This is a genomic window from Pseudomonas sp. PSPC2-3, assembly GCF_049898265.1.
Classification (GTDB): Bacteria; Pseudomonadota; Gammaproteobacteria; order Pseudomonadales; family Pseudomonadaceae; genus Aquipseudomonas; species Aquipseudomonas veronii.
This window is the reverse complement of record NZ_JAFCXJ010000002.1, coordinates 623,545-642,543: the sequence shown is the minus strand read 5'-3', so window position 1 is coordinate 642,543 and position 18,999 is coordinate 623,545. Positions and strand designations below refer to the sequence as shown.

At 61.6% G+C, this 18,999-nt stretch carries 17 protein-coding genes; 5 read left to right on the top strand and 12 right to left on the bottom strand.

What is annotated here, in order from left to right:
* Positions 1-106: 106 nt before the first annotated feature.
* Together ACP7E3_RS06820 and ACP7E3_RS06815 are read left to right on the top strand one after the other, a co-directional pair.
* Complete coding sequence (locus ACP7E3_RS06820) at positions 107-589, top strand: sigma-70 family RNA polymerase sigma factor (protein ID WP_017847509.1); 483 nt, start codon at positions 107-109, stop codon at positions 587-589.
* A gap of 119 nt (positions 590-708) precedes the next feature.
* A complete protein-coding gene (locus ACP7E3_RS06815; protein WP_017847508.1) occupies positions 709-2,046 on the top strand; it encodes a lysine N(6)-hydroxylase/L-ornithine N(5)-oxygenase family protein in 1,338 nt (445 codons plus the stop codon).
* A gap of 999 nt (positions 2,047-3,045) precedes the next feature.
* On the opposite strand, the gene ACP7E3_RS06810 is transcribed toward ACP7E3_RS06815, so the two are convergent.
* The 7 genes from ACP7E3_RS06810 to ctlX all read right to left on the bottom strand — a co-directional run bounded on the left by ACP7E3_RS06810 (position 3,046) and on the right by ctlX (position 8,933).
* Positions 3,046-3,543 (bottom strand): Lrp/AsnC family transcriptional regulator, encoded by a 498-nt coding sequence (locus tag ACP7E3_RS06810; RefSeq protein ID WP_029296543.1) that lies wholly within the window; start codon positions 3,541-3,543, stop codon positions 3,046-3,048.
* A gap of 5 nt (positions 3,544-3,548) precedes the next feature.
* On the bottom strand, positions 3,549-4,388 hold the full coding sequence (locus tag ACP7E3_RS06805) for an ABC transporter ATP-binding protein (protein WP_426122648.1): 840 nt from the start codon (positions 4,386-4,388) through the stop codon (positions 3,549-3,551).
* Positions 4,389-4,391: 3 nt separating this feature from the next.
* Positions 4,392-5,105 (bottom strand): ABC transporter permease, encoded by a 714-nt coding sequence (locus tag ACP7E3_RS06800; RefSeq protein WP_046382798.1) that lies wholly within the window; start codon positions 5,103-5,105, stop codon positions 4,392-4,394.
* Positions 5,102-5,803, bottom strand: coding sequence for an ABC transporter permease (locus tag ACP7E3_RS06795; RefSeq protein ID WP_057005601.1), 702 nt, complete (start codon positions 5,801-5,803; stop codon positions 5,102-5,104). Before ACP7E3_RS06795 ends, ACP7E3_RS06800 begins: the two co-directional genes overlap by 4 nt.
* 106 nt (positions 5,804-5,909) lie before the next feature.
* On the bottom strand, positions 5,910-6,689 hold the full coding sequence (locus tag ACP7E3_RS06790) for an ABC transporter substrate-binding protein (RefSeq protein ID WP_046382800.1): 780 nt from the start codon (positions 6,687-6,689) through the stop codon (positions 5,910-5,912).
* A gap of 254 nt (positions 6,690-6,943) precedes the next feature.
* Complete coding sequence (locus ACP7E3_RS06785; RefSeq protein ID WP_426122645.1) at positions 6,944-7,990, bottom strand: ornithine cyclodeaminase; 1,047 nt, start codon at positions 7,988-7,990, stop codon at positions 6,944-6,946.
* Between the two features lie 16 nt (positions 7,991-8,006).
* Positions 8,007-8,933 carry a citrulline utilization hydrolase CtlX gene (ctlX, locus tag ACP7E3_RS06780; protein ID WP_426122643.1) on the bottom strand — a complete coding sequence of 309 codons (927 nt, stop codon included), beginning with the start codon at positions 8,931-8,933 and terminating at the stop codon, positions 8,007-8,009.
* A 250-nt stretch (positions 8,934-9,183) separates the two neighbouring features.
* On the opposite strand from ctlX, the gene ACP7E3_RS06775 reads away from it, so the two are divergent.
* Positions 9,184-10,077 (top strand): GNAT family acetyltransferase, encoded by an 894-nt coding sequence (locus ACP7E3_RS06775; protein ID WP_017847504.1) that lies wholly within the window; start codon positions 9,184-9,186, stop codon positions 10,075-10,077.
* Positions 10,078-10,206: 129 nt separating this feature from the next.
* On the opposite strand, the gene ACP7E3_RS06770 is transcribed toward ACP7E3_RS06775, so the two are convergent.
* The 5 genes from ACP7E3_RS06770 to ACP7E3_RS06750 form a co-directional block, all read right to left on the bottom strand.
* Positions 10,207-11,226 (bottom strand): branched-chain amino acid aminotransferase, encoded by a 1,020-nt coding sequence (locus ACP7E3_RS06770; RefSeq protein WP_017847503.1) that lies wholly within the window; start codon positions 11,224-11,226, stop codon positions 10,207-10,209.
* Positions 11,227-11,292: 66 nt separating this feature from the next.
* Positions 11,293-12,687: a dihydrolipoyl dehydrogenase gene (gene lpdA / locus ACP7E3_RS06765; protein ID WP_426122640.1), complete on the bottom strand. Its 1,395-nt coding sequence runs from the start codon at positions 12,685-12,687 to the stop codon at positions 11,293-11,295.
* 4 nt (positions 12,688-12,691) lie between these two features.
* Complete coding sequence (locus ACP7E3_RS06760; protein ID WP_426122638.1) at positions 12,692-13,960, bottom strand: dihydrolipoamide acetyltransferase family protein; 1,269 nt, start codon at positions 13,958-13,960, stop codon at positions 12,692-12,694.
* A complete protein-coding gene (locus ACP7E3_RS06755) occupies positions 13,961-15,019 on the bottom strand; it encodes an alpha-ketoacid dehydrogenase subunit beta (RefSeq protein ID WP_017847500.1) in 1,059 nt (352 codons plus the stop codon).
* 1 nt (position 15,020) lies between these two features.
* Positions 15,021-16,256 (bottom strand): 3-methyl-2-oxobutanoate dehydrogenase (2-methylpropanoyl-transferring) subunit alpha, encoded by a 1,236-nt coding sequence (locus ACP7E3_RS06750; RefSeq protein ID WP_169866024.1) that lies wholly within the window; start codon positions 16,254-16,256, stop codon positions 15,021-15,023.
* 195 nt (positions 16,257-16,451) lie between these two features.
* On the opposite strand from ACP7E3_RS06750, the gene ACP7E3_RS06745 reads away from it, so the two are divergent.
* Together ACP7E3_RS06745 and ACP7E3_RS06740 are read left to right on the top strand one after the other, a co-directional pair.
* The gene (locus ACP7E3_RS06745) at positions 16,452-16,934 is read left to right on the top strand and encodes an Lrp/AsnC family transcriptional regulator (RefSeq protein WP_017847498.1); all 483 of its coding nucleotides are present in this window, start codon (positions 16,452-16,454) and stop codon (positions 16,932-16,934) included.
* 418 nt (positions 16,935-17,352) lie between these two features.
* A complete protein-coding gene (locus tag ACP7E3_RS06740; protein WP_108525027.1) occupies positions 17,353-18,978 on the top strand; it encodes a methyl-accepting chemotaxis protein in 1,626 nt (541 codons plus the stop codon).
* Positions 18,979-18,999: the final 21 nt, after the last annotated feature.

Genomic DNA, 18,999 nt, shown 5'->3' with positions numbered 1-18,999 from the left:
GTAGATGAGAATTACTATAAATTGCACTTACCCAAACTGCCATCACTCATGGGCTGTCTTTTTAAGCATTCAAGGACCTAATACCGCCGTCAGGTGGTCGGGAGTCATGTTGGAAAACTACTATCGCGAGCTGGTGTGTTTCCTCAACGCCAAGCTGGGCAACCGCCAGGTGGCCGAAGATGTGGTGCATGACGCTTATGTGCGGGTGCTGGAACGCGCCAGTGACACCCCCATCGACCAGCCCCGCGCCTTTTTGTACCGTACCGCGCTGAACCTGGTGATCGACGGCCATCGACGCAACGCCTTGCGTCAGGTCGAGCCGCTGGAGGTGCTGGACGCCGAAGAGCGCTTCGCCAACGCTTCGCCCCACGCCACCCACGATCACACTCAGCGCCTGCAGATGCTCGAACGCGCCTTGGCCGAGTTGCCGGCGGTCTGCCGCGACAGCTTCCTGCTGCGCAAGCTCGACGGCCTGTCCCACGCGCAGATTGCCGAGCGCCTGGGGATTTCCCGCAGCCTGGTGGAAAAACACATTGTCAATGCGATGAAGCACTGCCGGGTGCGGATGCGCGAGTGGGACGCACCCTGAGCGTCAAGTGGTTAAATTTTAATTCATTGTCCTCGTTTCCTATCAACACATGACCTGTTGTGCAGGTCGTGAAGGTATTCCCGCCCCACCGCCAAGGGGCTTATCCAGAGGACACTGGAATGACACAGGCAATTGCTTCGCCCGCGGTTCACGACTTGATCGGTATCGGTTTCGGCCCTTCGAACCTGGCGCTGGCCATCGCCCTGCAGGAGCGCGAAAAGGCCCAGGGCAAACTCGACGTGCTGTTTCTCGACAAGCAGGCCGACTACCGTTGGCACGGCAATACCCTGGTGACCCAGAGCGAACTGCAGATTTCGTTCCTCAAGGACTTGGTGACCCTGCGCAACCCCACCAGCCCGTATTCCTTCGTCAACTACCTGAAAGCCCACAACCGTCTGGTCGATTTCATCAACCTCGGCACGTTCTATCCGTGCCGCATGGAGTTCAACGACTACCTGCGCTGGGTCGCCGGGCAGTTCCAGGCCCAGAGCCGCTACGGCGAGGAAGTGCTGGCCATCGAACCGATCCTGCATCAGCAGCAGGTTGAAGCACTGCGCGTGATTTCCCGCGATGCGTTGGGTGAACAGCATGTCCGCACCACCCGTTCGGTGGTGGTCAGCGCCGGCGGCACGCCGCGCGTGCCCGACGTGTTCAAGGCGTTCAGGGATGACCCCCGCGTGTTCCACCATTCCCAGTACCTGGCGCGCATGGCCCAGCAACCTTGCGTGCAGGGCAAGGCGATGCGTATCGCGGTGATCGGCGGCGGCCAGAGCGCGGCCGAAGCGTTCATCGATTTGAACGACGGCTTCCCGGCGGTACAAGTCGATATGATCCTCCGCGGCTCGGCGCTGAAACCGGCGGATGACAGCCCGTTCGTCAACGAAGTGTTTTCGCCGGCCTTTACCGACCTGGTGTTCCAGCAGGTCGGCGCCGAGCGTGAGCGGCTGATCGCCGAGTACCAGAACACCAACTATTCGGTGGTCGACCTGGAGTTGATCGAGCGCATCTATGGCATCTTCTATCGCCAGAAAGTCTCCGGCACCGCGCGCCAGGCCTTCCGCACCATGACCGTGGTCGAGAACGTCAGCGCCGGTCCGTTGGGCATCGAGTTGACCCTGCGCAATAACGCCAGTGGCGAAACCAGCGTCAGCCATTACGACGCGGTGATCCTGGCCACCGGCTACGAGCGCCAGATGCACCGCGAGTTGCTGGCGCCGCTGCAGGCCTATATGAGCGATTTCGAAGTCAGCCGTGATTACCGCATCGTGACGGATGAGCGGTGCAAGGCCGGCATCTACATCCAGGGTTTCAGCCAGGCCAGCCATGGGTTGAGCGATACCTTGCTGTCGGTGCTGCCGATCCGGGCGGATGAGATTGCCGCATCGTTGTACGCGCATGATCGCCACCGTGGGCAGGGGCGTTCGGTGCAGGATTTGCTGCTTGCTACGGCGAGCTGATGAACGCTTGTAGCGACTTTTGGAGGCATCTGCCGTACCGGGGTAGAAAATGTGGGAGGGTGCTTGCCCCCGATGGCGGTGTATCAGTCAACTAATTGGTAGCTGGCAGATTGCAATCGGGGGCAAGCCCCCTCCCACACTTTTGACCGCGTTCGGCTTCCAGGATGTGGTCGGCTATAAGGCCGCGGCCAAGAGCAGAATGAGCCCTATCTGATCCACGGAGATCCAAATGTGGGAGGGGGCTTGCCCCCGATGGCGGTGTATCAGTCAACTAATTTGTAGCTGACAGATTGCAATCGGGGGCAAGCCCCCTCCCACACTCTTGACCGCATTCGGCTTCCAGGATGTGGTCGGCTATAAGGCCGCGGCCAAGAGCAGAATGAGCCCTATCTGATCCACGGAGATCCAAATGTGGGAGGGGGCTTGCCCGCGATGGCGGTGTATCAGTCAACTAATTTGTAGCTGACAGATTGCAATCGGGGGCAAGCCCCCTCCCACACTTTTGACCGCGTTCGGCTTCCAGGATGTGGTCGGCTATAAGGCCGCGCCCAAGAGCAGAATGAGCCCTACCTGATCCACGGAGATCCAAATGTGGGAGGGGGCTTGCCCCCGATGGCGGTGTGTCAGTCAACTAATTTGTAGCTGACAGATTGCAATCGGGGGCAAGCCCCCTCCCACACTCTTGACCGCGTTCGGCTTCCAGGATGTGGTCGGCTATAAGGCCGCGGCCAAGAGCAGAATGAGCTTTATCTGATCCACGGAGATCCAAATGTGGGAGGGGGCAAGCCTCCTCCCACAATCTCGACCGCGTTCGGCTTCCCGGATGTGGTCGGCTATAAGGCCGAACCCAAGAGCAGAATGAGCCCTATCTGATCCACGGAGATCCAAATGTGGGAGGGGCTTGCCCCCGATGGCGGTGTATCAGTCAACTAATTTGTAGCTGACAAATTGCCATCGGGGGCAAGCCCCCTCCCACATTTGATCTTCGGTGTCTGGGGATCAGGCCAGTTCGGTGGCGGTGTTTTTGACTACCGCGAGTTCGGGGTGGGCCACCAATTTGTCGATGTGCAATTCATCGTTGTTCAACCAGGTCTCCGTCAGCACTCGGTAATGTTCCATATCCCGGCAACGCATGCGCAGGCTGTAGTCGAACGGCCCGCTGATCAACTGGCATTCGAACACCTGCGGGCAGGCTTTGACGCAGGCTTCGAAGGCCTTTTGCGCCGAGCGCCCGCTCTGGTTGGACAAGGCCACCAGCACCAGCAGCGACAGCCCCGGTGAGACCATCTGCACGTCGATGATCGCCCCGTACCCGCGGATCACCCCGCGCCGTTCGAGCTTGCGCACCCGTTCCAGGCAGGGCCTGGGGGTCAGATGCACCAGCGACGAGAGCTTCTCGTAGGTGATACGCCCCTGATGCCGCAGCACGTCGATGATCGCCTCATCGATGCGATCCAGCGCAGGGGAGGAATGGGGTCCGTTGGCCTTGGTATCCATGGGTTTCACTTCAAGCGGTTGGAAAGAAATTGCTGCAAGCGTTCGCTGTTGGGATGGTCGAGAATTTCGGCACCGCCTTGTTCTTCGACGCGGCCCTGGTGCAAAAACAGCACTTGGCTGGACACCTTGCGGGCAAAGCCCATTTCGTGGGTGACCATCAACATGGTACGACCTTCCTCAGCCAACGTCTGTATGACTTTGAGGACTTCTCCTACAAGCTCAGGGTCCAAGGCGGAGGTCGGTTCGTCGAACAGAATGATTTCCGGTTCCATCGCCAAGGCGCGGGCGATGGCGACGCGCTGCTGCTGGCCGCCGGACAGAAACGCCGGGTATTGATCCGCCACCCGGCCCGGCAAGCCGACCTTGTCCAGGTACAGCCGCGCACGTCGTTCCGCCTCGGCCGCACTCACGCCCAACACCCGGCGCGGGGCCATGGTGATGTTTTCCAGTACGGTCATGTGGCTCCACAGGTTGAAATGCTGGAACACCATGGCCAGGCGTGTGCGCAGGTTCTGCAGTTGCGCCTGGTGCGGTGCGCGGGTGCCGGCGCGGCCCTGGCGCATTTCGATGCTGATGCCGTCCAGGGTGATGACCCCGGCGTCCGGCTGTTCGAGAAAGTTGATGCAGCGCAGCATCGTGCTTTTGCCCGAGCCGCTGGCGCCGATCAGGCTGATCACATCGCCGTTGCGTGCGTTGAGGGAAACGCCCTTGAGCACTTCATGTTCGCCGTAGCGTTTGTGGATGCCTTCGACTTGCAGTTTGACCGCCGCCGTCGCCGCCTTGGCGATAGGGGCTGCGGGTGTATCGACGGGATAAGTGGCCAGGGCCTGCGCGGACTGATTCATGGGTTAGCCTCGGGTAGGAACAAGAAAACGCATCCAGCGACGTTCGGCCAGTCGAAACAGGCCCACCAGTGCAAAGGACAGCAGCATGTAGAGCAGCGCGGCGATACCGAAGGCCTGGAACGTCAGGAACGTCTCGGCATTCGCATCGCGGGCCACCTTGAGGATGTCGGCGACGGTGGCGGTAAACGCCAGCGACGTGGCGTGCAGCATCAGGATCATTTCATTGCTGTAGGCCGGCAACGCACGGCGCAGCGCGGCGGGCACCACCACAAACAGATTCAGTCGCCAGCCGTGCAGGCCATAGGCGCGTGCCGCTTCGATTTCGCCATGGGGAATGTTGCGGATCGCCCCGGCGAAGATTTCCACGGTGTAGGCACAGGTGTTGAGGACGAACGCCAGCAGCGTGCAGTTCAACGCGTTGCGAAAGAACTGGTTGAGCAGGGCGTTGTCCTGCACCACCTCCAGGCTGTACAGCCCGGTGTAGCAAATCAACAGTTGGATATACAGCGGCGTGCCGCGAAACAGGTAGGTGTACACCTCCACCGGCCAGCGCAGCCAGGCGTGTTCCGAGACGCGGGCGATCGCCAGGGGGATCGACAGGAAAAACCCGAACAGCACCGAGATGATGAACAACCACAGGGTCATCGCCACCCCGGACACACCCGCGCCGTCGCTGTACAGGTAGGCCAGGCCGTATTGCTGGAACAGTTCGATCATCGCGCCATCCCCTTGATGCCGAGGTTGTAGCGCCGTTCGAGGCGCTTGAAGATGCGGTTGGAGAGGGTGGTGATCACCAGGTACACCAGGCCCGCGAGGATCAGGAAGTACAGCGGCTCGTTGGTGGTCTTGCCGGCGTTCTGTGCGGCTTTGACCAGGTCGGACAGGCCGATGATCGACACCAGCGCCGTGGACTTGAGCAACACCAGCCAGTTATTGCCCAGCCCCGGCAGGGCGAAGCGCATCAACTGCGGGAACAGCACCAGGCGAAAGCGCTGCCAGCGGCTCAGGCCATAGGCGGTCGCGGCTTCCAGTTGACCGGCCGGCACGCTGAGGATCGCGCCGCGAAAGTTTTCGGTGAAATAGGCGCCGTAGATAAACCCCAGGGTGACCACCCCGGCGGTAAACGGGTCGATTTCAAAGTAGTTCCAGCCGAAGGCTTCGGTCAGGTCGTTCAGCCACAGTTGCAGGCTGTAGAAAATCAGCAGGATCAGCACCAGGTCCGGCACGCTGCGAATCAGCGTGGTGTAGAGCGTGGCCGGCACCCGCAGCAGTTTGACGCTGGAGAGTTTGGCGCCAGCGGCGATCAGGCCCAGGCCAAGGCTCAGGGCCAGTGCGAGGAACGCCAGCTTGACCGTCATCCAGGCGCCCTGGGCGAGCATCGGGCCGTAGCCCTGCAGGTTGAGGAATTCGTTCATGGGGAGATCTCTAAAGGGCGCAGACAGACCCCTGGGGGAGCGGGCTTTTGGGGGAGGGGGATTGCCCCCTCCCACACAAGTCTTCTCTCACAGGGGCGGTGTTGGCTTACTCGTTGTAGATGTCTTGATCGCCGAAGTATTTCTTCTGGATCTGGGCGTAGGTGCCATCGGCCTGGACGGCGGCGATGCCCTTGTTGATCAGCGCGCGCAGTTCCTGGTCGTTCTTGCGCAGGCCCATGGCGATGTCCAGGGGCAGCGTCGGGTCCTTGAAGGCCGGGCCGGTCTTGAAGTCGGCGCCTTCGGGCTTGGACAGGAAGTTGAGCTGGGCTTCGAGTTTGTCGGTCAGGGTGGCGTCGAGGCGGCCGTTTTGCAGGTCGGCGTAGTTCTGGTCCTGGGACTGGTACGCCTTGATCTGGGCGCCGAGCTTGGCCAGGTGCGCGCGGGCGTAGGCTTCCTGCAACGAGCCCTGCAGCACGCCGACCTGTTTACCCTTGAGGGATTCCGGCGTGTCGCCGAAGTCGGCGTTCTTGCGGGTGATCACCGAGGTGGGGCTGAGGAACAGGCGGTCGGTGAAGTCGATCTGTTTTTCCCGCGCCGGGGTCACGGCCATGGAGGACATGATCGCGTCGAACTTGCGCGCGCGCAGGGCGGGGATCATGCCGTCGAATTCGTTATGCACCCAGGTGCATTTGACTTCGAGCTTGGCGCAGATCGCGTTGCCCAGCTCGATATCGAAGCCTTGCAGGCTGCCATCGGCGGCGACGGACTCGAAGGGTGGGTATTCGGGGAATACGCCGAAGCGGATTTCTTTCCAGTCTTGGGCGTGGGCGGCGCTGGCGCACAGCGGCAATAGCAACGCAGCGAACAATGAGCGGAGTGGCGTCATGTGGAGTCCCTATATTTTGTAATTGATGTCAGGGCAGTCAAAGGAGCAGCGCGCATTCATTTGCTGACTCTTCGGTCGCGCTCAGAATGCTTCAAGGTGGTGCGTTTTTTGTGTCGTTTACCCCGTGCTCAAAGCGCGAATTGCGCTGTTAAAACAGGCAATGCAGCGGAATCGGCTGCGGCACCCGCTGAATCGGCTTTTGATCGTCGCGGTTCTGGCCTGCCCTCGGCGCAAAGCGGCAGGCCAGAGCGGTTTCAGGCGCGCTTTTTGTGCTGTACGCGCGGAGGTTGGGCCAGGCGTGCGAACAGGTCTTTCGGGTCGGCCAGGTCGGGCACCAGTTCCAGTTCGCTGCCGACGTCCAGCGCCTTGGCCATGTCCAGCACGTAGCGCAGCGCCGAATAGTCTTCGATGGCAAAACCCACCGAGTCGAACAGGGTGACCTGGCGCGCATTCTCGCGGCCGGGCGCCTGGCCGTTGATCACTTGCCACAGTTCGGTGACCGGCGAATCGGCCGGCATGTGCTGGATTTCACCTTCGATGCGGCTCTGCGGTTCGTATTCGACGATCACCCGCGCACGCTCGACGATGCGTCGATCGAGTTCGGTCTTGCCCGGGCAATCGCCGCCCACGGCGTTGAGGTGCATGCCGGGTTCGATCATCTCGTCGGTGAGGATGGTCGCGTAGGCCTTGTCGGCGGTGACGGTGGTGACGATGTCCGCGCCTTTCACCGCTTCGGCCACGCTGGCGGCCAGGATCACCTTGATTGCCGGGAACGCCTTGAGGTTGGCCGCCAGCTTGGCGGTGGCCCTGGCGTCGATGTCGAACAGGCGGATTTCATTGATGCCCAGCAGGGTGTGGAAGGCCAGGGCCTGGAATTCGCTTTGCGAACCGTTGCCGATCAGCGCCATGCTGCGGCTGTTGTCCCGGGCCAGGTAGCGTGCGACCAGGGCCGAGGTGGCGGCGGTGCGAATCGCGGTGGTCAGGGTCATTTCCGCCAGCAACAGCGGCCGGCCGGTGCCCACGTCACCCAAGGCGCCGAAGGCCATCACGGTGAGCATGCCGGCCTGGGTGTTTTTCGGGTGGCCGTTGACGTATTTGAAGGCATACAGCGACGCGTCGGACACCGGCATCAGTTCGATCACGCCCTCCGGCGAGTGGTTGGCCAGGCGCGCGCACTTCTCGAAATCCTGCCAGCGCAGGTAGTCGGCGCGGATGTACTCGGCCATCTCGGTGATGCAGGTTTGCAGGCCTTTTTGCGAGACCAGGTAGCTGAGGTCGTTGACGTCGATATAGCGGGTCATGGAGTGGCTCCTGTAGTTATTGGAAGGTGGCGCGGGCGGGCAGATGCACCTCCGCGAGCATGCAGCGGGCACTGCCGCCGCCGATGCGTTCGATGTTGTCGATGTTCACCACCACCGGCCGCGTGTGGCGTTCCACATGCCGGCGCTGCGCGGGTTGCAGGGCGTTCCAGGCGCTGGCGGACATCACCAGCAGCGGCTGGCCGTCGCGGTCGTGGACTTCGAGCATGTTGCCGGCGAAGGCTTCCAACTGGTCGAAATCGAGGGCGAGGATGTCCTTGCCGGTGTCGCGCAGGGAATGCTCCAGGGCCTGGCGCTCTTCGGCGTCCGGCAGGGCTTGCAGGCACACCACCGAGAGGTTGCGGCCAACGCTCATCATCACGTTGCTGTGGTAGATCGGCGCGTGGTGGCGGTCGACGGCGTGGAACACGCAGAGCTGGTAGTCGAGGCGTTCGGCGAACTGGCGCAGGGCGTCGTGGTGGGTGCGCCCGGAGTGGCAGGCGTAGCTGATCCGGTGCTGGCGGTCGAGCACCATGCTGCCGGTACCTTCGAGGAAGATGTTCTGTTCTTCGAGATGGCTGAGGTCAATGGTGTCCTTGATTGCAAAACGCTGTTCGAGGACGTGCAGCACGCCCTTGTTGCGCTCCAATCGGCGGTTCTGGCCTTCCATCGGGTAGAGCACCAGGCTGCCGTCGGCATGGCTGCTCCACCAGTTGTTGGGGAAGATCGAGTCGGGGGTGTGCGGTGCCGGGGTGTCCTGCACGACCAGGACTTCGACGCCATGCCGGCGCAGGGTGTCGACATAGCCGTCGAACTCTTCCAGCGCTTTGTGCTGTGCGTCGAGCGGGTCGAGGGGCTGGCGTTGGAAACGGTTGTTGATCGCGGTGTCCGGGTTGAAGGCAAAGCGCGCCGGGCGAATCATCAAGACGGTGTTGGTGGTTTGCATGGGGGCACGAATCCATGGGTTGAGCAGTGGAGCTATTTTGTGCGGGTTGACGGAGGAATCCCGGCTGAAACCGAGGCGGCGCTCAGCCGGGAAAGCTGAAAAGTGGGGTGTGGCAGCCGAATCGGCTGTGCGGGCTGGAATGCGATCAAACGGTGGCGGATAGGTTGGCTGACGGAGCGCTATCGCAGGCAAGCCAGCTCCCACATTAGTATGGGGGTGGTTGTGGTATCCGAGTCAGGAAGGAGAGTGCATGTCTATCGCCGTTCGTATTGCCCAGGCCGCCGATGCAGATGGGATCAGCCGGGTCATCCTCGCCGCCTTGCACAGCAGTAATGCGCGGGATTACCCGGCGGATGTGATCGCCCGGGTGGCGGGCAACTTCACACCCGATGCGGTGCTCGAACTGCTCCGGCGTCGGTCGGTGCTGGTGGCGGTTCAGGACGAAGTGATCGTCGCCACCGCTTCCCTTGACGGTAATGTGGTGCGCTCGGTGTTCGTCAACCCGGCGCTGCAAGGGCAGGGCATCGGTCGGCTGCTGATGATCGAAATCGAATTGCGCGCCCGTGAGGCCGGGGTGACGGTGTTGAACGTGCCGTCTTCGCTGAGCGCCGAGTCGTTCTATACCAAACTGGGCTTTCACACCGTGCGCGACGTCTACCATGGCAACGAGCGCACGTTGGTGATGGAGAAAGCGCTGTCGTCGCGTCACCCTATCGGCGTCTACCGCGACCGTCTGCACCGGGCGCAGGTGGTTACGTTGTGGCAGGACGCTTTTGGTTATGACACCGCGCACAACCTGCCGACCCTGGCGATCGATAAGAAGCTGGCGGTCAATGACGGGCTGTTCTTTGTGGCGACGGATAAGAACGTCGTGATCGGTACTGTTCTGGCGGGGTACGACGGGCATCGTGGTTGGTTGTATTCGGTGGCGGTGCGCGCCGACTATCGCCGGCAAGGGCTGGGTGCGTCGCTGGTGCGGCATGCGGAGCAGGCCTTGAGCGCCTTGGGGTGTATGAAGATCAACCTGCAGATCACCGGCGGCAATGACACGGTGGTGGGGTTCTACGAGGCGTTGGGGTACGGGGTGGAGCCGAGGATCAGCATGGGCAAGAAGATGGTGGAAAATATTCCGACTCAATCCTGAGAATGATCGCAGATCAAATGTGGGAGGGGGCTTGCCCCCGATGACGGTGGGTCAGTCGATACCTCCAGTGACTGACACTCCGCTATCGGGGGCAAGCCCCCTCCTACAGGGTTTTGCGGTGTGGCGGGGTTAGACCTTGACGATCCAGCCTTCTGGCGCTTCGACGTCGCCGGATTGCACGCCGGTCAGCTCTTTATAGAGCTTCTGGGTGATCGGGCCGACTTCGGTCTCGCTGTAGAACACGTGCAGTTTGCCCTGGTACTCGATGCCGCCGATCGGCGAGATCACGGCAGCCGTCCCGCAGGCACCGGCTTCCTGGAAGATATCCAGTTGGTCGATGAACACTTCGCCTTCGACCACTTCCAGGCCCAGGCGGGTCTTGGCCAGTTCGATCAGCGACATGCGGGTGATGCCTGGCAGTACCGAAGGCGACTTCGGCGTGATGAACTTGTTGTCTCGGGTGATCCCAAAGAAGTTGGCCGAACCGACTTCCTCGATCTTCGAGTGCGTGGCTGGGTCCAGGTAGATGCTGTCGGCGAAGCCGGCTTTTTTCGCTTCGGAACCTGGCAGCAGGCTGGCGGCGTAGTTGCCACCGACCTTGGCGGCGCCGGTACCGTGTGGCGCGGCGCGGTCGTAGCCGGAGATCTGGAAGTTGTGCGGCACCAGGCCGCCCTTGAAGTAGGCGCCGACCGGGATCGCGAACACCGAGAAGATGAACTCCGGCGCGGTACGCACGCCGATGTTGTCACCGGTGCCGATCACGAACGGGCGCAGGTACAGCGCGCCGCCGCTGCCATACGGCGGGATGAACCGCTCGTTGGCACGAACCACTTGCTTGCAGGCGTCGATGAAGGCTTCGGTCGGCACTTGCGGCATCAACAGGCGACCGCAACTGCGCTGCATGCGCGCGGCGTTCTGGTCCGGGCGGAACAGGTTGATCGAGCCGTCCTTGCAGCGATAGGCCTTGAGGCCTTCAAAGCACTGTTGGCCGTAGTGCAGGGCGGTGGAGCCCTCGCTGATGTGCAGCACGTTGTCTTCGGTCAGGGTGCCCGCTTGCCACTCGCCGTTTTTCCAGGTCTGGATAAACCGCTTGTCGGTCTTGATGTAGTCAAAACCCAGCTTGTCCCAATTGATGCTTTCGTTACCCATGACACCCTCTATCTCTGGTCAAGTCGGTTTTTTTCTGAATGAGCGCAACAATACTGCATTCTTGCTTCATGTGGGAGCGGGCTTTTGTGGGAGGGGGTGGCCCAGCGCTCGTAGGGCGGCTTCCTGGACGGCTTCGCCTAGGGTCGGGTGGGCGTGGATGGTGCCGGCCACGTCTTCCAGGCGCGCGCCCATTTCCAGGCTCAGCCCAAAGGCGGTGGACAGCTCGGACACGCCGACGCCAACCGCCTGCCAGCCGACAATCAGATGATTGTCACGCCGCGCCACCACCCGCACGAAGCCGCTTTTCGACTCCAGGGTCATGGCCCGGCCATTGGCCGCGAACGGGAAGCTCGACACGATGCAGTCCAGCCCCGCCGCCTTGGCCTCGTCGGGCGACTTGCCGACCACCACCAACTCCGGGTCGGTAAAGCACACGGCCGGGATCGCCGCCGGGTTGAATTCGCGGTGTTGACCGCTGATCAGTTCGGCGACCATTTCGCCCTGGGCCATGGCCCGGTGCGCGAGCATCGGCTCGCCGCTGAGGTCGCCGATGGCCCACACATTGCGCATGCTGGTCTGGCAGCGGTGGTCGATCCTGACCGCCGCGCCGTGCATCTCCAGGTCCAGCGCTTCGAGGTTCCAGCCCCGGGTGTTGGGGGTGCGACCGACGGCGACCAGCACCTGATCGGTCTCCAGCGACACGGTGTCGCCCTTCGGGTCGCGCACTTGCAGGCGGTTGTGCTCAAAGCCGGTGACGCTGTGCTTGAGGTACAGCTTCACACCCAATTGCTTGAGGGAGTCGGCCACCGGCTGGGTCAGCTCGGCGTCGTAGGCCGGCAGGATACGCTCCTGCGCTTCGACCACGCTGACTTCGGCGCCCAGCTTGCGGTAGGCAATCCCCAGTTCCAGGCCGATATAACCGCCACCCACCACAATCAGGCGCTTGGGCACGCGGGTCGGCGCCAGGGCTTCGGTGGACGAGATGATCGGCCCGCCGATCGGCAGCATCGGCAGGTTGACGCTTTTCGAGCCGGTGGCCAGCAGCAGGTGTTCGCACTGGATACGCTGGCCGTCGACGTCGACGGTCTTGCCGTCCACCACCTTGGCCCACCCGTGGATGACCTGCACCTTGTGTTTCTTCAGCAGCGCGGCAACCCCGCTGGTCAGGCGGTCGACGATGGCGTCTTTCCAAGCCACGCTTTTGCGGATGTCCAGGGTCGGCACATCCACTTCGATGCCCAGTTGGGAGCCCTGGCTGTGGTGTACGGTCTGCTGGAACTGTTCGGCCACATGGATCAAGGCCTTGGACGGGATGCAGCCGATATTCAGGCAGGTGCCGCCCAGCGCCTGGCCTTCCACGAGGATGGTCGGGATGCCCAGCTGGCCGGCGCGGATCGCCGCCACATAACCGCCAGGGCCGCCGCCGATGATCAGCAGGGTGGTGTGCAATGTCTGAGTCATGCCCTTACTCCAGGAACAGGCTGGCGGGTTGTTCGAGCAGGCCGCGAATGGCCTGGATGAATTGCGCCGCGTCCATACCGTCGACCACGCGGTGATCGAACGAGCTGGAGAGGTTCATCATCTTGCGGATCACGATCTGGCCCTTGATCACCATCGGCCGCTCGACGATGCGGTTGACGCCGACGATGGCCACTTCCGGCAGGTTCAGCACCGGCGTGCTGACGATGCCGCCCAAGGCGCCGAGGCTGGTCAGGGTGATGGTCGACCCCGACAGTTCGTCGCGGCTGGCCTTGCCATTACGCGCGGCGTTGGCCAAACGCGCGATTTCCTCGGCATTGCCCCACAGGCTGCGTGCTTCGGCGTGGCGCACCACCGGCACCATCAGGCCCACATCGCTCTGGGTGGCGACGCCCACATGCACCGCGCCGAGGCGGGTGATGACCTGGGCTTCGTCGTCGTAACGTGCGTTGATCTGTGGGAAATCGCGTAACGCCACGACCATGGCGCGCACGATGAACGGCAGCAGCGTCAGCTTGCCGCGTGTCGCACCGTGTTTTTCATTGAGGTGTACGCGCAGTTCGTCGAGGGCGGTGACGTCGATCTCTTCCACATAGCTGAAATGCGCGGCGCGCCGGGTGGCGTCCTGCATGCGCTGGGCGATTTTGCGGCGCATGCCGATCACCGGGATCTGTTCTTCGTCGTTGCGTTCGGCGTAGGGGTTGGCAGTCGTAGTTTTTTTCGCCGGACTCTGGAGCAAGTAAGCGTCCAAATCTTCGTGCAGAATCCGGCCCGCCGGACCGGACCCCTGCACCAGGCGCAGGGGAATGCCTGCATCCAGCGCATGCTTGCGCACGGCGGGGGAGGCCAGCGGACGCTCGTTGGCATCGCGGGCCACGGGGGCCTGGGGCGCGACGGACGGTTTGAGCGCCAGTGTGTTTTCTACCGCTGGGGCCGGCTTGTTTTGCGCCACCGGCGCAGGCGCCGCCTTGGCCGGTTCGGCCGTCATCGGCACGTCTTTGGTATTGCCCGCGCCTTCCACTTCGATGCTGATCAGCACACTGCCCACGGCCATGACTTCACCCGGCTCGCCGCCGAGGGCAAGTACCTTGCCGTGGACCGGCGAGGGAATGTCCACCATCGCCTTGTCGGTCATCACATCCGCCAGCACCTGGTCTTCGACGACCAGGTCGCCGACCTTCACATGCCAGGCCGAGAGTTCAACTTCTGCGATGCCTTCGCCAATGTCCGGCATCTTGATAACGTGCGTGCCCATTCAGACCTCCATGACCCGTTTCAACGCCGCGCCCACACGGGACGGCCCTGGGAAATACGCCCATTCCTGCGCGTGCGGGTAGGGGGTGTCCCAACCGGTGACGCGTTCGATCGGCGCTTCCAGGTGGTGGAAGCAATGTTCCTGCACCAGCGCCACCAGCTCGGCGCCAAAGCCGCAGGTGCGGGTGGCTTCATGCACCACCACGCAACGGCCGGTCTTTTTCACCGAGTTGACGATGGTTTCCAGGTCCAGCGGCCACAGGCTGCGCAGGTCGATAACTTCGGCGTCGATACCGGTTTCTTCGGCGGCGACTTGCGACACGTACACGGTGGTGCCGTAGGTCAGCACGGTGACGGCCGAACCCGGACGCACGATCGCGGCCACGTCCAGCGGCACGCTGTAGTAACCGTCCGGCACTTGCGCCTGCGGGTGTTTCGACCACGGCGTTACCGGGCGGTCGTGGTGGCCGTCGAACGGGCCGTTGTACAGGCGCTTGGGTTCGAGGAAGATCACCGGGTCGTCGTTTTCGATCGAGGCGATCAACAGGCCCTTGGCGTCATAGGGGTTGGACGGCATCACCGTGCGCAGGCCGCAGACCTGGGTGAACACCGCTTCGATACTCTGGCTGTGGGTCTGGCCGCCGTAGATGCCGCCGCCGCAGGGCATGCGCAGGGTCAACGGCGCGGTGAACTGGCCGGCCGAGCGATAACGCAGGCGTGCCGCTTCGGAGATGATCTGGTCGCTGGCTGGGTAGACGTAGTCGGCGAACTGGATTTCCGCCACCGGGCGCAGGCCGTAGGCGCCCATGCCCACCGCCACGCCGACGATGCCGCTTTCGGAGATCGGCGCGTCAAACACCCGCGAACTGCCGTACTTGTTCTGCAAGCCTTCGGTGCAACGGAATACGCCGCCGAAATAGCCGACGTCCTGGCCGAACACCACCACGTTGTCGTCACGCTCAAGCATCACGTCCATGGCCGAGCGCAGGGCCTGGATCATGGTCATGGTGGTGGTGGTCATGGCGGTTTCCAATTCGATGCTGTTGTTGTGATCGTTCATGTCAGACCCCCAACTCTTGACGCTGGCGCTTCAAGTGCTCCGGCATCTCTTTGTAGACGTCTTCGAACATGGTCGCGGCGCTTGGAATCTGGCCGCCGGCGAGGGTGCCGTACTGTTCGGCTGCTTTCTGCGCCTTGACCACTTCGGCCTCCAGTTCGGCACTGACCGTCGTGTGTTCCTCTTCGGACCACTGGCCAGTCTTGATCAGGTGCTGTTTGAGGCGCGCAATCGGGTCGCCCAACGGGAAGTGGCTCCAGTCATCGGCGGGGCGGTATTTGGAGGGATCATCCGAAGTGGAGTGCGGGCCGGCGCGGTAGGTGACCCATTCGATCAGGGTCGGGCCGAGGTTGCGGCGCGCGCGTTCGGCGGCCCAGGCGGAAGCGGCGTACACCGCGATGAAGTCGTTGCCGTCCACGCGCAGGGAGGCGATGCCGCACCCGACGCCGCGTCCGGCGAAGGTGGTGGCTTCACCGCCGGCGATGGCCTGGAAGGTGGAGATGGCCCACTGGTTGTTGACCACGTTGAGAATCACCGGCGCGCGGTAGACGTGGGCGAAGGTGAGGGCGGTGTGGAAGTCCGATTCGGCAGTGGCGCCGTCGCCGATCCAGGCCGAGGCGATCTTGGTATCGCCCTTGATCGCCGAAGCCATGCCCCAGCCCACACCTTGTACGAATTGGGTAGCAAGGTTGCCGGAAATGGTGAAGAAACCGGCGTCTTTCACCGAATACATGATCGGCAACTGCCGGCCCTTGAGCGGGTCGTGCTCGTTCGACAGCAGTTGGCAGATCAGGTCCACCAGCGGCACGTCGCGGGCCATCAGGATGCTTTGCTGGCGATAGGTGGGGAAGCACATGTCGTCGATGTTCAAGGCCAGGGCCTGGGCGCTGCCGATGGCTTCTTCGCCGAGGCTCTGCATGTAGAACGACATTTTCTTCTGACGCTGGGCGACCACCATGCGGTTGTCGAAGATGCGCGTCTTGAGCATGGCGCGCATGCCCCGGCGCAGGATCTCGACAGGCACGTCTTCAGCCCACGGACCGAGGGCCTGGCCCTGGTCGTCGAGCACGCGGATCAGGCCCTTGGCCAAATCGGCGGTGTCGGCGGGTTCTACGTCGATGCTGGGTTTGCGCACCAGGCCGGCGTCGGTCAGACGCAGGTAGGTAAAGTCAGTCTTGCAGCCTGGGCGGCCCGAGGGTTCGGGAACGTGCAGGCGCAGCGGTGCATACGGCTGGTTCATGGCTTTCTACGCTCGATCTTGTGAATTTCTTGTAGTGGGCGCGCTAGCTGACCGTCATCCTCCGGGTAGGAGAAATCTTGTCCTACAACAATCATAGGCGGGGCGTAGAAGAATATTTATCTGTGTTTCGTTGCGCTCGGGCTCATTTGCGGATAAAAAAACTGCATAAACATAATAAACAGGTGATTTTGTCTCATGCGCAAACTGGACCGTACCGATATCGGCATTCTCAACGCCCTGCAGGAGAATGCGCGCATCACCAACGCCGACCTCGCCCGCTCGGTCAACCTGTCGCCCACGCCGTGTTTCAATCGGGTCAAGGCGATGGAGGAACTGGGCCTGATTCGCGACCAGGTAACCTTGCTCGATGCCGACCTGCTGGGGCTGCACGTCAACGTGTTTATCCATGTCAGCCTGGAAAAGCAGAACGAACTGGCCTTGCAGCAATTCGAAGGGGCGATTTCCGACCGGCCCGAGGTGATGGAGTGCTACTTGATGGCCGGCGACCCGGACTATTTGATCCGTGTGTTGGTGCCGACGATCCAGTCGCTGGAGCGTTTCATGATGGACTTTCTGACCAAAGTGCCAGGTGTTGCCAATATCCGCTCCAGCTTCGCTCTTAAACAAGTGCGCTATAAGACCGCGTTGCCACTGCCGCCGGATGGATTGATGGTCTGAGACAAGGTTCGCGGCGCAACGCAACGCAACTCATGCATTGCTCTTTATTGGCGCGCGCTTTTTAGTATTGACACCTGTCAATGTATGTTTTACCTGAGCGCTCTATTGTATCGGCTACGTTCCCCATTCAAGTGGCCGGACAAGTCATGGAGAATCAGCCGCCAAGGTGCCGTGTACCCTACGACTTTAATCTAACTTCGTATTCTAAATATTGCCGCCTGGCCCGATTGACTTCCAACGCGCTTTGGGCTTCAGGCTGGATGAGTTTTGTTGTTTAGCTAAGTAATTAAAAAGAACGGGGTTTTTTTCTTGCATCATAAAAATTTCCTTGATCGCTCACGAATTTTTCACGCGTTATTAAACAAATTAGTTGCTATAAGCCACCTAACTAACAAGTCCACGTAAAAGGTGAATCGAGATGTCTATGAGATCCCTGAAATTGAATCTACGTACCACCCTTTGTTTCGGAGTGGTTTGCATTCTGCTGTTAATACAAGGGGGCATGACGCTGGTAAAAGTCGATTCCGTCTATTCTTCAACCGTTGAGATTGAAAACAACTGGCTGCCCAGTATTCGCCTGGCCGGAAGAATCGATTCAGCCCTGTTTAAGTTGCGTCTGGAGTTGCGCCGTTTTGCCATGGACAGTGCCCGGCAGGATCAAAGTTCACGGGATAGCCTTCAAAGTGTCCGATCGGAGTTGATGAAGATCGCCCAGAGCTACGCTTCCATGGTGTCGAGTCCCGAGGAACAGGCCAAATATGACGAAGTCATGAGCAGTATTGGCACTTACAACCAGAAGATCGACGAGTTTCTGACACTCTCTACCACAGGCTCCTCCGCGCAGATCGCCGCTTATCTGAGCGACGTGCAAGCCCCCGTCGCCCTCAAGGCGCAGGACTCGATCAACGACCTGATCACCCTGAACGGGCGCGGCTCCAATGAGGCGGTGCGGATCGCCTCCAGCGAATACAACGCGACTCGTCTGTTTACCTGGGTGCTGATGGGCGCTTCAGTGCTGTTGACCGTGGTCGTCGCGAGTCTGTTTACCCGCAGTATCATTACGCCAGTGCGTGAGTTGCTGGTGTCGACCTCCAAGATCGCCGACGGTGATCTGCGCGTGGCCATCGCCGTCAACGGCAAGGATGAGCTGACGGAGCTGCAACAATCGACTGCCGCGATGCAGATGAACCTCAAAACCACTTTGCAGCATATCTCCGAAGCCTCCGGGCAGTTGGCCTCGGCTGCCGAAGAGATGAGTTCGATTACCCGTGAGTCCAGCGCCGGTATCGAGCGCCAGAGCATGGAAACCGACCAGGCCGCCACGGCGGTCAATGAGATGACCGCGGCGGTGGAAGAAGTCGCGCGCAATGCCGTCTCGGCCTCCCAGTCGACCCAGGACTCCCAACGCTCGGCCCAAATCGGCCAGGAGCGTGTGACCCAGACCATCGCGTCGATTGAAAAACTCAGCGCCACCGTGCAGCAGACCGGTATGGAAGTCGAAGGCCTGGCCAAGCAGGCCCAGGACATCGCACGGGTGGTGGAAGTGATCCGCTCGATTGCCGAACAGACCAACCTGCTGGCGCTGAACGCCGCCATCGAAGCGGCGCGGGCTGGCGAGCAAGGCCGAGGGTTTGCGGTGGTGGCCGATGAAGTGCGGGCGCTGGCTCACCGGACCCAGACCTCGACCCAGGAAATCGAGCAGATGATCGCGAAGATCCAGGTCTGTTCCAACGAGGCGGTGTCGTCGATGACCATGAACCGCAGCGAAGCGGTGGACTCCCTGAAAATCGCCCACGAAGCAGGCCAGGCCATCACCCAGATCACCGAAGCGATTGCCGACATCAACGACCGGAACCAGTTGATCGCGACGGCCTCCGAAGAACAGGCGCATGTGGCGCGCTCCGTCGACCAGAACCTGATCAGCATTCGCGACCTGTCGATCCAGAGTTCGTCGGCCGCCGGGCAAACGTCGATTGCCAGCCACGAACTGTCGAAGCTGGCGATGGATCTCAAGCAGATTGTGGCTCAGTTCTCCATCGCGTGAACCCGCGACGCAGGTGGCCGG

Excerpts from the sequence above, each read along its gene's own strand:
- ACP7E3_RS06770 (WP_017847503.1), bottom strand. The coding sequence starts at position 11,226 with ATGGGTAACGAAAGCATCAATTGGGACAAGCTGGGTTTTGACTACATC.
- ACP7E3_RS06785 (WP_426122645.1), bottom strand. The coding sequence starts at position 7,990 with ATGACCCGCTATATCGACGTCAACGACCTCAGCTACCTGGTCTCGCAA.
- ACP7E3_RS06815 (WP_017847508.1), top strand. The coding sequence starts at position 709 with ATGACACAGGCAATTGCTTCGCCCGCGGTTCACGACTTGATCGGTATC.
- ACP7E3_RS06755 (WP_017847500.1), bottom strand. The coding sequence starts at position 15,019 with ATGAACGATCACAACAACAGCATCGAATTGGAAACCGCCATGACCACC.
- ACP7E3_RS06795 (WP_057005601.1), bottom strand. The coding sequence starts at position 5,803 with ATGAACGAATTCCTCAACCTGCAGGGCTACGGCCCGATGCTCGCCCAG.
- lpdA (WP_426122640.1), bottom strand. The coding sequence starts at position 12,687 with ATGACTCAGACATTGCACACCACCCTGCTGATCATCGGCGGCGGCCCT.
- ACP7E3_RS06750 (WP_169866024.1), bottom strand. The coding sequence starts at position 16,256 with ATGAACCAGCCGTATGCACCGCTGCGCCTGCACGTTCCCGAACCCTCG.
- ACP7E3_RS06820 (WP_017847509.1), top strand. The coding sequence starts at position 107 with ATGTTGGAAAACTACTATCGCGAGCTGGTGTGTTTCCTCAACGCCAAG.
- ACP7E3_RS06800 (WP_046382798.1), bottom strand. The coding sequence starts at position 5,105 with ATGATCGAACTGTTCCAGCAATACGGCCTGGCCTACCTGTACAGCGAC.
- ACP7E3_RS06810 (WP_029296543.1), bottom strand. The coding sequence starts at position 3,543 with ATGGATACCAAGGCCAACGGACCCCATTCCTCCCCTGCGCTGGATCGC.
- ACP7E3_RS06745 (WP_017847498.1), top strand. The coding sequence starts at position 16,452 with ATGCGCAAACTGGACCGTACCGATATCGGCATTCTCAACGCCCTGCAG.
- ctlX (WP_426122643.1), bottom strand. The coding sequence starts at position 8,933 with ATGCAAACCACCAACACCGTCTTGATGATTCGCCCGGCGCGCTTTGCC.
- ACP7E3_RS06790 (WP_046382800.1), bottom strand. The coding sequence starts at position 6,689 with ATGACGCCACTCCGCTCATTGTTCGCTGCGTTGCTATTGCCGCTGTGC.
- ACP7E3_RS06740 (WP_108525027.1), top strand. The coding sequence starts at position 17,353 with ATGTCTATGAGATCCCTGAAATTGAATCTACGTACCACCCTTTGTTTC.
- ACP7E3_RS06775 (WP_017847504.1), top strand. The coding sequence starts at position 9,184 with ATGTCTATCGCCGTTCGTATTGCCCAGGCCGCCGATGCAGATGGGATC.
- ACP7E3_RS06805 (WP_426122648.1), bottom strand. The coding sequence starts at position 4,388 with ATGAATCAGTCCGCGCAGGCCCTGGCCACTTATCCCGTCGATACACCC.
- ACP7E3_RS06760 (WP_426122638.1), bottom strand. The coding sequence starts at position 13,960 with ATGGGCACGCACGTTATCAAGATGCCGGACATTGGCGAAGGCATCGCA.